This window comes from Nitrobacter sp. JJSN (genome assembly GCF_051912485.1).
Taxonomy (GTDB): domain Bacteria; phylum Pseudomonadota; class Alphaproteobacteria; order Rhizobiales; family Xanthobacteraceae; genus Nitrobacter.
The window spans coordinates 1,164,920-1,176,958 of record NZ_CP196822.1 but is presented as its reverse complement, the minus strand read 5'-3'; the positions used below and the strand labels follow the sequence as shown (position 1 = coordinate 1,176,958).

Annotated in this window: 6 protein-coding genes and 1 tRNA gene; 1 reads left to right on the top strand and 6 read right to left on the bottom strand. The window is 60.3% G+C overall.

What is annotated here, in order from left to right; translation table 11 throughout:
- Positions 1-157: 157 nt before the first annotated feature.
- A complete protein-coding gene (locus ACSZOQ_RS05765; RefSeq protein WP_439925963.1) occupies positions 158-1,297 on the bottom strand; it encodes a GNAT family N-acetyltransferase in 1,140 nt (379 codons plus the stop codon).
- Between the two features lie 173 nt (positions 1,298-1,470).
- On the opposite strand from ACSZOQ_RS05765, the gene ACSZOQ_RS05760 reads away from it, so the two are divergent.
- Entirely contained in the window at positions 1,471-2,667 is a 1,197-nt protein-coding gene (locus ACSZOQ_RS05760) for an FAD-dependent oxidoreductase (protein ID WP_439925044.1), read from the top strand.
- Between the two features lie 155 nt (positions 2,668-2,822).
- On the opposite strand, the gene ACSZOQ_RS05755 is transcribed toward ACSZOQ_RS05760, so the two are convergent.
- From ACSZOQ_RS05755 to rpoC, 5 genes are all read right to left on the bottom strand, one after another.
- Positions 2,823-3,080, bottom strand: coding sequence for a PilZ domain-containing protein (locus ACSZOQ_RS05755; protein ID WP_439925043.1), 258 nt, complete (start codon positions 3,078-3,080; stop codon positions 2,823-2,825).
- A 60-nt stretch (positions 3,081-3,140) separates the two neighbouring features.
- Positions 3,141-3,214 (bottom strand) — tRNA-Gly (locus tag ACSZOQ_RS05750).
- Positions 3,215-3,337: 123 nt separating this feature from the next.
- Complete coding sequence (locus ACSZOQ_RS05745; protein WP_439925042.1) at positions 3,338-5,344, bottom strand: ABC transporter ATP-binding protein; 2,007 nt, start codon at positions 5,342-5,344, stop codon at positions 3,338-3,340.
- Between the two features lie 130 nt (positions 5,345-5,474).
- A complete protein-coding gene (locus ACSZOQ_RS05740) occupies positions 5,475-7,523 on the bottom strand; it encodes an FAD-dependent oxidoreductase (RefSeq protein WP_439925041.1) in 2,049 nt (682 codons plus the stop codon).
- Between the two features lie 294 nt (positions 7,524-7,817).
- Entirely contained in the window at positions 7,818-12,017 is a 4,200-nt protein-coding gene (gene rpoC, locus ACSZOQ_RS05735) for a DNA-directed RNA polymerase subunit beta' (protein WP_439925040.1), read from the bottom strand.
- Positions 12,018-12,039: the final 22 nt, after the last annotated feature.

Genomic DNA, 12,039 nt, shown 5'->3' with positions numbered 1-12,039 from the left:
GACACTTTTGCTTCGAACGCCAATGCAGAGCAAAGCGCGACGATATGTCGAACGGAAGAGACGATAGCTGACGCCAGTCGATATATTTAATATTATATAACGTGATCCACAAGTCAACTTTGTCCCGTCGGCCGCCCGGTCGCACGCAGCGACATCCCTAGCGATGCGCGGCAAAACTCACCTTCTTGCTTTTGGGTACGGCCGGCACCGACCAGGCCCGGATTCGGTCGCGAAGCCGACGGAGATAGTCATAGCCTCGCTGGCGGACCACCTCCAGCGAAAACGCCAGCGATTTACCCGGTCCTACATCGACGAGCAAATCGGCCATTTTCCGGCGTCCGGCCCAGAGCTGAGCCATGAAGCTTCCTTCGTACGAACAGGAATCGATCGCCGCAATGCCGGCGGAGGAAAACAGGTCGTCCGTGATCCTGTCGATCAGCAGCGCGCCTGGCGAGTATTTTGCGTAGTCCGGGCTAAATGCAGTTTTCCAGGTGTAGGCCGTGGAGCCGCAATACATCAGCACTTGCGCGGCGATGGCACACCCATCGACGCGAAGCAATGCCACCGAGGCGTTGCCACCTTCGGCGAGCGCGGCAACCATCTGTCGGGCGAAGGCCGCATCCGCGGCATCGCACAGCAATGCCGTCCCGCGCGCGCCTTTCCAGCCGGCTGCTTCCAGCTTCAGGAACGTTTCGAACGCCTCTCGGGTATCGGGCGCGCGGTGATTGACGATATCGACCACGCCGACAGCGGAAAGCCTGTTCCAGTCCTGCCGCAGCTTCTTTCGGGTCGAGCCGGACCGTTTCACGCCAACCTCAGGAGTCGCAAAAGGCCGCGTGCTCTCGGATAATTTGAGCTGCGCCCTGCCCTGCTCCGTCAGCGCGTTTAGAAGCATTTCGAAGCTCGGAGCCTCGGCATCGAGCGACTTCAGATTGATCAACTTGGGCAGGACGGGACTGTTCCGGATCGCCGACAGGAAGGCCGGGATGACATCACGGACGAAAGCAGGATCCACGACCGGGTTTGAAAGAAAGGCGTAATTGTAGGGCAATGCCTCAAGCTGCGCGGGCCACAATCGCGAAATCCTGCGGACCTGAAAGGCCCAGATGCCGACCAGCCTCCTGGGTTCGGTGCTGTCGTCCCACGCCAACAGAACCTGAATGCGCGCGAACCCGGTCTCGTTCGCGACAGTCAGGGCAACGGGATTCATGAACACATTGGAAGATGCCCGCCGGACGAGATCGTCCCATGGCACCGCAAGGTCCAGTGTTGGTGAACAAATGTTTACCGAAATCATCAGACGCCTTGGATCATTCTTGGGGCGATCCTGCTTGGGCGGCATAATGTCGCCCCGGCATTGCTTTTCAGTTAAGTTGTATCGGTCTTATCCAGCCTCGCGCGCTTGGTGTGTTTCAAGGTTTATTTGCTTTTTGCGGCGCAATGATAGCGCTGCGGAACAAAGGCAAATCCATGCGCTATACCGACATCGCAATCATTGGCGGCGGTCTGGCCGGCTCCACCGCTGCCGCAATGCTGGGCCGCGCAGGCATTCCCGCGATCCTGATCGATCCGCACACGACATACCCACCTGACCTGCGTTGTGAAAAGTTGGGCGGCACCCAGCTCGAAACCTTGCGCAAGACAGGTCTCGCCGACGAGACGCTACGCGCGACGACTATCGACGGTGAAGTCTGGGAAGCACGTTTCGGTTACGTGGTGACCAAAAAACCAAGCGACCAGCACGGTGTGATGTACGACACGCTCGTCAACACCATGCGCGCGCAAATCCCGTCCAGCGTGGAGACCCTTTACACCAAGGTCGTCGAGGTCGCCACGAGCGACGAACGCCAGCGCGTAGTACTGGCGGATGGTGAGACGATTTCCGCGCGCCTGATCGTGCTCGCGAACGGTCTCAGTATCAGCCTGCGTCACCTGCTCGGCCTCGGGCGGCGCATCATCAGCGAATGTCATTCCGTGACGCTCGGCTTCGACGTCGTGCCGGTCGATCGCCCGACGTTACCCTTCCCGGCCCTGACCTACTGGCCGAAGCGATCGACCGATCGCATGGCCTATCTGACGCTGTTTCCGATCGGCAACACCATGCGGGCCAACATGATGGTCTATCGACCGATGGACGACATCTGGTTTCGCGAATTTCGTGAAAACCCCGAAGCGACGATGCGCGCAATGATGCCCGGCCTCGACCGCATGACCGGCGGCTTCAAGGTTAGCGGGCCGATCAAAATCCGGCCGGCGGATTTGTACGTCACGGAAAATTATCGGCAGGCCGGCGTCGTTCTCGTCGGCGACGCTTTCGCGACATCGTGCCCGGCCGCGGGCACCGGCACCGACAAGGTATTCACCGACGTCGAGCGACTTTGCAACGTCCACATCCCGAACTGGCTTGCGACCGAAGGCATGGATCGCATCAAGATCGACATGTTCTACGACGATCCGGTGAAGACAGAATGTGATGCATGGTCGACCGCGAAAGCCTGGCATCTTCGCTCGCTGTCGATCGACAACGGCCCGACGTGGCGCGCACGCCGCTGGGCACGCTTCATCGGACGGCTGGCTCAGGGCATGATGGGACTAAAAAACAAGCCGGAAACGCGGATACCCGCGTCGCTGCCGCGTCAGGAATCGCACGAAGGCAGAATTGCCTAGAGCATGATCCAGACCCGAAGGGTCGCGCGAGCGCAAAGTTGAAACCGGTTTCGGATAAGATCAATCAAAGGGATAAGGCTAGACTAGAGCCTTAATTCAACGCAGCTGAACGAGACTCCGGGCCGAATTGATCCGCCCGCCAGGAAAACGGAAGCCTAGCGAATGAACCTGACGCCCATCGTTTTTCCGCTGCGCCAGATCACCGTGCATTGACGCCCCGCCCTCACGTCGCGCGCGAATGCCAGCCGGAAACCGGCCGACGCTACGCCGGGATCGTCGACCGTAATCTTGGCGCCTCTGGTTGACAGGTCGAGGACGACGCACGGCCTTGCGGCAAAGCCGCCGTCCAGAGTGATCCAGGCCGATTGCTGGACCGACTTGCGGGTCTCGCGCTTCTTCTGTGCAGCAATCATGATTCCTGACTCCCACGCCTGCGCGCGATCCGTTCTTTGCGATCCACGACTTTTCGCGACTGGAGCGGATGGCAGGAATCGAACCTACGCCTTCAGTCTGGAAAACTGCCGCTCGACCATCGAGCTGCATCCGCATGGCGGACAATAGCATCCCGTCCACCCGAAACGAATAACGCCGCGGTGAAGAAGCAAATTGAATAAACTCGATGTTAATTTTTCCTCACTTCGATCGCATAATTTCGCGTGAGGAGAAGCGCCTATTCATCGTCACGATCGCTGTGGTCATGCCCATGACCCTGGTCATCCCAGAGCGTGCGGTAGAGGCCGTTGGCCTTCATCAGTTCTGCGTGGGAACCCCGCTCAACGGCCTGACCGCTGCTGATGACGATGATCTCGTCCATATCGACCACCGAGGTGAGCCGATGCGTCGAAAAGATCATGGTTCGGCCCTTGGCCACCTTCAGCAGCGTGCGATTGATCGCCGCTTCGGTGGTCTGGTCGAGCGCGGACGTCGCCTCATCAAGCAACAGAATCGACGGGTCGCGAACGATCGCGCGGGCAATCGCCATGCGCTGGCGCTGCCCACCGGACAACGTATCGCCGCGCTCGCCGACGATGGTATCGTAGCGTCGCGGCAGGCTCATGATAAAGCGATGGATCTCGGCCTTTTTCGCCGCGACTTCGACCTCCTCGTCACTGGCGTCTTCCTTGCCGAGACGGATGTTTTCGCGGATCGACATGTTGAAAAGCATGTTCTCCTGAAACACCACTGCCATGCCGGATCGAAGCGACTCGCGCGTCACCTTGCGGGTATCGACGCCGTCGATGGTGACGCGCCCCTGGTTCGGCACATAGAGACGCAGGATCAGATTGAGCAGCGTGCTCTTGCCGGAGCCGCTCGGCCCAACAATCGCTATCCGCTTTCCGACATCGAGCTTCAGAGAGAGGTTGTTGAGGACGGGCGTCTCGACGCCCTCATATCGAAACGTCACACGATCGAAGGTGATGTCGTGGGTGATGCGGGGCAGATCGGGCGCGCCGGGGCGGTCGGCACCGCGCGTCGGTTCGTCGAGCAATTCATGCATGTGGCGCACAGCGGCCGCGGCCTGAATCGAAATCGGCACGTAGGACATCAGATGCGCGATATTGTATGAAATTTCCCAGAACGCGCTTTCAAAAGTCACGAATGTTCCGATCGTGATCTGCCCGCTGGTCGCGAGATAGGCGCCGATGCCGAGAACGACGAGATGCAGCAGCAGCACGGCGATCGTGACCGACCGTTCGACCATGCTCGATAGGAACGTGGAGGTTGCGATCTTCTTTCTGGTATCCTCATTGCGGACGGTGAACCAGCCGCGGGCGCGACGCTGCAGACTGAAAGCCTTCACGAGGGCCTGCGCGGCGATGTTTTCCTGAACCAGACCGAGGATCGCGGATTCGTTGACCTTCTGTTCGTAGTTCGCCTGCACCGCCTTCGGCGTCAGAAAGCGCGGCCCGATCAACGTGATCGGAAAGATCAGCAGCGCAACAACCGCCAAGGGCCAACTCAAGAACAGCATCAGAACAATGCCTGCCACCAGTTCCATCGCCGGAAGCAGCGCCGTGCTGACGAGCGTCTTCGTCGCGCCTTCGAATGCCGCGAGATCAACGGAGAAGCGCGACAGGATTTCCCCTCGCCGGATACGCCCAAAAAATGCCGATGGCAGATCCTGCACATGGTTGAACAGCCGCTGCCGCACCTCTGAGACAATCGAAGACGACAGCCAGGCGTCCCAGCGTTCGTACCAGATGGAGATCAGCGACGTGATAATGCCGGCGACCGCAAGTACCGACAGGATCCGAACCAGGACGACGAAATCCTCTTCGCCGAGCGCATCGTCGATCAGAAACTTGAGGCTGAGCGGCATGATGACGTTGAACAGCGTCTCGACCAAAAGGCCGAGGCCGACGAAGCTCAACGCCTTCCGATAATTCCGGAGCGAGGGACGGATGAATGCATAGATCGTCGCGAGCGCACCGGCGGCCTCGCGCGCCGTATAGACGACGAGATCCTCATCGTCGTCATTGTCGAGGTCGAGTTCACTGTCCTCGTCCTCATCATCATCCTCGTCATCCTCGACACGCTGATGCGGCGGGGACTCGAGAGCAGGTTTGCTTGGCGCTGACGACGCGGGCGCCGGCCCGGTCTCGGCAGGCAGATTCTTCGGAACCCTTACCGCATCATCGGGGCCAGATGGATCGTCGGGCGGCGGCACCTTGGGCACGATTGGATTTTACCGTTGCGAACGGCCAGACCGGCCGCCGTATGAAATATGAAAGTGCTTCATGGCCAGCTGAACTGACGGAGCACCCCGATCAAGCCGGGTGCAGTTTCCGGGTTCGCCTGACAGCGACTCAGGCGTCGTCTTCGACCTTGTCGAACAGCGAGTAGCGCAGGCTTTCGGCATCGGCGTACCACCGATCCGGTCCCCTGTCCGCTGCGATAGCCGCCGCCCATAATTCGTCGGTGCGGTCGTTGCGGTTCATGGCGAGGTCAAAACCGTTATTGAAAAAGATTTCCGACCATTCCCACCAGGTACCGAGCTTCTTCACGCCGCGCAGCAAATCGTAACGGTCGATCAACGCCGGCTTCATGTCGCTGGTGACGGAGCCGAAGATCAGTCCGATCTTGACGACGCGGTTCAACTCGCGAACCGCCCGCCGGGTCCGGGATTCCGGGACGTGGCAGAGGCTCGTTTCATAGACGAAATCGAACTGCCCGTCCTCGAACGGCATGTCGACGATCGAGCCGAACCGGTTAAACGTCTGCAGCGCTGCCGGAGTCGACGCATGAATCGCGCGGTTGTTCTCAATGCCCCAGGCATCGATGCCGCGGGCGCGCAACGCGCCAACCAGTTCGCCGCTCGCGGATCCCGCTACCAGCAATTTGTAGTTCGTCGTCTTGTTCCAACCGATCCGGATCAGATTCATCAGAAAGTCCGGATCGCTGAACTGCTGCCAGACGTCGCGATAAGGACCGAGACCGCGATAGTTCCTGAAGTAATCGCGATCGATCTGATTGAAGGCGGTCGCGCGACTTTCGCCCCGCGCGCGGCGCAACTTCATCATCTCGGTGACGACGATGTCGGTCGCCGCATCCGACGAATCCAGGAGCCCGTTGAGGGTCGAATCGAACAGATAGTCACCGACAACGACCAGGCCCGGATGCTCCTTCGGTTCGGGCCGATGGTTGGTCATGACATCGCGCGCCGGAAGACCTCCGGGTATCGCGTTGACCGACGACATCCAGCGATGGATCTTGCCTTCGAGGAAATGCGCGCGCGCGTTGCCGAGCGACGCCGGCAGCGACTTCAGCGCCGCGTCGATCAACTCCCTGTCGCTGAGGTTCGCAAACGCCAGTGCGTCGGAGCCGGCGATCAGCCAGTTCAGCACGCCGTGACGGCCGACGTCGTGCCGCGCGCCCTCGTTGTAGACGCAGCAGCCGCCGAAGGCTTCGGACATGAACCATGCGCCCGAAATCTTCTCGCCCCAGAACGGCTCGTCGAACAGGACAGAAACACGGAGATAATGCGCCGGCCGGTCGAAGTAAGCGACGTGCTTGACCATCGACTTGCGCAACTGCTCGCCGTCCCATCCCACGGTGGCGAGCCAGCTATGGGGCAGGCACATGATGACAAGATCGAAATCGCGGGTCTCCGGTCCCTTGCCGTTCATCATGTTGAGCTGATAGCGGCCGGCCGGCGTCTTGCCGACCTTGAGGACGCGGTGATTGAGCTGGATGTCGGCATCGACCTCAGCCCTCAGGCAATCGATCAGCTGCTCGTTGCCGTTCTGGATCGAATACAGGCCGATATAACCGTCCACATCCATCACGAAGTTCTTGAGCGCGTTCAGTCCGTTGGTGTTGTGGTTCTCGGTGGCGATATCGGAGCGCGCCATCACCTTGAAGAAACGCCTGGCGACCGGGTCCGCGACCTCCTTGTCGAGCAACTCCTCCGCCGTCAGGAACGCCCAGGGGTGGTCGTTGTCGCACGCGCCTTCGTAATAATCGATCGGCGACATCATCTCGGCGCAGCGCTTGCGGAAGGCCACGATGGCATCGGCGGTCTCCGCGCCGTATTTGCGGCGCATGCCGGGGACGTCGTCGAGCAGCTCGCCGTCGAACTGCACCTGCCCCGCGTCCATCGGAATCGTCTGCAATCCGAAATGCTGGATCAGTTCGCGGAGGGGATCTGGTCCCGTCATCGAGTAGTCGTAGATTTCCGCAACTCCCGCCTCGTACATCGCCGGCGCGGTCTCGAACTTGCGGGTCAGCAGCTTGCCGCCGAGGCGGTCGGAAGCTTCAAAGATGGTGACGCGACAAAGTTCTCCGAGTTTTTTCCTGAGGTGCCAGGCGCTCATCAGTCCGCCGGGGCCACCACCAACAATTGCGAGATCAAGCATAGTTTTCTTTCGACATCCGTGCCTGGCGCTGTCGCAGCCCCGACCCGGCCTTTCCTAAATTCCGGCGCACCGAGGCCGGTGAAGTTCCGCCGATGAAGGAAACGCCAGCCTCCTCCATCCCTCATTTCTTACCTGCAGCCGCGTTTCTGAGACTGGAGGCATCCTAGGAGAAGCCCTTTCTACATGAAGGGAAGATGAACAAACCGGACGTCGCCGAAAAAAGCCCGCCGGACGCCGCGCAACGAAAAAAAGGGCCGGTTGCACCGGCCCTTTTTGCTTAAATTCAGGTGATTCCTACTCCGCCGGCGGAAGGGCCAGCGGTTCCGCCTCCGGAGCGGATGGCACGATCGCCGCCTGCTTCTCGCGCTCGTCGAGAATCAGCTTGTCGCGTTTGACCGCAACTTCGCGGATCTTGGCCATCGACGCACCCGTTCCTGCCGGGATCAGCCGGCCGACGATAACGTTTTCCTTGAGGCCTTCGAGCGGATCCACCTTGCCGTTGACGGCGGCTTCGGTGAGCACACGCGTGGTCTCCTGGAATGACGCCGCCGAGAAGAACGAACGGGTCTGCAAGCTGGCCTTGGTGATGCCGAGCAGGACCGGCGCTCCCGTCGCGACCTTCTTGCCCTCTTCCTTGGCCTTGACGTTGAGCCGGTCGAACTCGATCTTGTCGATCTGCTCGCCCGAGATCATGTCAGTCTCGCCCTGGTCGGTGATCTCGACCTTCTGCAGCATCTGACGAACAATCACCTCGATGTGCTTGTCGTTGATGAGCACGCCCTGTAACCGGTAGACCTCCTGGATTTCGTTGACCAGATAGGCAGCGAGTTCCTCGATGCCCTTGATCGCCAGGATGTCGTGCGGCGCCGGATTGCCCTCGACGATGAAGTCACCCTTCTCGACGATGTCGCCATCCTGCAGATGGATGTGCTTGCCCTTCGGAATGAGGTACTCGCGGGCCTCCTCCTCCTTGTCGACCGGCTCGATCGAGATGCGGCGCTTGTTCTTGTAGTCGCGGCCGAACCGGATGGTGCCGGCGATTTCCGCGATGATGGCCGCGTCCTTCGGCCTGCGGGCCTCGAACAGTTCGGCCACCCGCGGCAGACCGCCGGTGATGTCGCGAGTCTTGGCGCTCTCGGTCGAGATACGCGCAAGAATGTCGCCGGGCTTCACCTTGGCGCCGACGTCGACCGACAGAATGGCGTCGACCGACAGCATGTAGCGAGCGTCGCCGCCACGCGCGAGCTTCAGCACCTTGCCGTCCTTGCCCTTGATAACGATGGCCGGGCGCAGATCGGCACCGCCACGCGTCGACCGCCAGTCGATGACGATGCGCTTGGCGATACCGGTAGATTCGTCGAGCGTTTCGGAGATCGACTGACCTTCGATCAGGTCTTCGAATCCGATGATACCCTCCACCTCGGTGAGAACCGGGCGGGTGTAGGGATCCCACTCGGCGATACGCTGGCCGCGCTTGACCATGTCGCCCTCATCGACGTGCATACGCGCGCCGTACTGAATACGATGCGTCGCACGCTCGGTGCCATCCGGGTCGGTAACCGCGACCACCATGTTGCGCACCATCGCAACCAGTTGGCCTTCGCCGTTTCTTGCGATCGCCTTGTTCCTGATCGTGACCTTGCCGTCGAAGTTCGACTCGATCACCGACTGCTCGTTGATCTGCGCCGCGCCGCCAATGTGGAACGTACGCATCGTGAGCTGCGTGCCGGGCTCGCCGATAGACTGCGCCGCGATGACGCCGACCGCCTCACCGTGATTGACCGGTGTGCCGCGGGCCAGATCGCGACCATAGCACTTGCCGCAGATGCCGTTGATCAGTTCACAGGTCAGCGCAGATCGAATCTTGACCTCTTGGATGCTGGCTCGTGAAATCTGATCGACATGGCTTTCCTCCATCAAGGTGTTGCGCTTGACCACCACCTTGTTGTTCACAGGATCACGAATGTCCTCGCATGCCGTGCGACCCAGGATACGCGATCCCAGCGACGCCACGACCGTACCGGCATCAATGATGGCGCGCATCTTGATGCCGAGCTTGGTGCCGCAGTCGTCCTGCGTGATGATGCAGTCCTGAGCGACATCGACCAGACGGCGGGTCAGGTAACCCGAGTTCGCGGTCTTCAACGCGGTATCCGCGAGGCCCTTGCGGGCGCCGTGGGTCGAGTTGAAGTATTCGAGAACCGACAGCCCCTCCTTGAAGTTGGAGATGATCGGCGTCTCGATGATCTCGCCCGACGGCTTCGCCATCAGACCGCGCATGCCGGCGAGCTGACGCATCTGGGCCGGCGAACCGCGCGCACCTGAATGCGCCATCATGTAGATCGAGTTGATCTGAGCTTCGACGCCCTTGGAACTCTTCTTGACGGCCGAGATTTCCTTCATCATCTCCTTGGCGATTTCTTCCGTCGCCTTGGACCATGCGTCGACAACCTTGTTGTATTTCTCTCCATGCGTGATCAGGCCGTCGTTGTACTGCTGCTCGAAATCCTTCGCCAGCGTACGCGTGGTGTCGACGATCTTCCACTTTCCATGCGGAACGACCATGTCGTCCTTGCCGAAGGAGATGCCGGCCTTGAACGCGTTGTAGAAGCCGAGCGCCATGATCCGATCGCAGAAGATCACGGTCTCCTTCTGACCGCAGTGACGGTAGACCTGATCGATGACGCCGGAAATTTCGCGCTTGGTCATCAGCTTGTTGATGACGTCGAACGAGATCTTCGGCGACTTCGGCAGCACCTGACCGAGCATGACGCGGCCCGCGGTGGTTTCGATCAGGCGCTTGAACGTCTGGCCATCTTCGCCGATCACATCCCAACGATACTTGATCCTGGTGTGGAGGTGGATGACCTTGGAATACAGCGCATGCTCCAGCTCGGCCATGTCGCCGAACACCTTGCCTTCACCGGGCAAACCCTCTCGCATGATCGAGAGGTAGTAGAGACCGAGCACGATGTCCTGGCTGGGCACGATGATCGGCTGGCCGTTCGCTGGGTGCAGGATGTTATTGGTCGACATCATCAGCACGCGCGCTTCGAGTTGCGCCTCGAGCGACAGCGGAACGTGCACGGCCATCTGGTCGCCGTCGAAGTCGGCGTTGAAGGCGGCGCAGACCAGCGGGTGAAGCTGGATCGCCTTGCCTTCGATCAGCACCGGCTCGAACGCCTGGATGCCGAGACGATGCAAGGTCGGCGCGCGGTTCAGCAGCACCGGGTGCTCGCGAATGACCTCGTCGAGAATATCCCAGACCTCGGGACGCTCTTTTTCAACGAGCTTCTTCGCCTGCTTCACCGTGGTGGACAGACCCTTGGCGTCGAGCCGCGAATAGATGAACGGCTTGAACAGCTCCAGCGCCATCTTCTTCGGCAGACCGCACTGATGCAGTTTCAGTTCGGGACCGACGACGATGACCGAGCGGCCAGAATAATCGACACGCTTGCCGAGCAGGTTCTGCCGGAAGCGTCCCTGCTTGCCCTTCAACATGTCGGCGAGCGACTTCAGCGGACGCTTGTTGGCGCCGGTGATGACGCGGCCGCGGCGGCCGTTGTCGAACAGCGCATCGACCGCTTCCTGAAGCATGCGCTTCTCGTTGCGGATGATGATGTCGGGTGCACGCAGCTCCATCAACCGCTTCAGGCGGTTGTTGCGGTTGATGACGCGGCGATACAGATCGTTGAGGTCTGACGTGGCGAAGCGGCCGCCGTCGAGCGGAACCAGCGGACGCAGGTCCGGCGGAATCACTGGCACTACGGTTAGGATCATCCACTCTGGCTTGTTGCCGGAGAAGCGGAACGCCTCGACGATCTTCAACCGCTTGGCGAGCTTCTTGTGCTTGATGTCGGACTCTGTCGCCTGCATCTCGGCGCGCAGTTCCGCCTCGAGCCTCTCGAGCTCAAGTCCCTTCAGCAGTTCGCGGATCGCTTCGGCGCCGATCATGGCGGTAAAGCTGTCCTGGCCATACTCGTCCTGCGCGCGAAGATATTCCTCTTCCGACAGCAACTGCCGGTCCTTGAGCGCGGTGAGACCCGGCTCGAGAACGACGTAGTATTCGAAGTAGAGAATCCGCTCGAGATCCTTCAGCGTCATGTCGAGCAAAAGGCCGATACGGGACGGCAGCGACTTCAGGAACCAGATGTGGGCGACCGGCGCGGCCAGCTCGATATGGCCCATGCGCTCGCGCCGCACGCGCGACAGCGTCACCTCGACCGAGCACTTTTCGCAGATGATGCCTTTGTACTTCATGCGCTTGTACTTGCCGCACAGGCATTCGTAATCCTTGATCGGCCCGAAGATGCGGGCGCAGAACAGGCCATCCCGCTCCGGCTTGAACGTGCGGTAGTTGATGGTCTCCGGCTTCTTGATCTCGCCGTAGGACCACGACAGAATTTTCTCCGGCGACGCGATCGAAATCCGGATCTGGTCGAAGACCTGAGCCGGAGTCGTCGGATTGAATAAGTTCATTACTTCTTGGTTCATGGTCTTCTCCTCGACCGCTCAA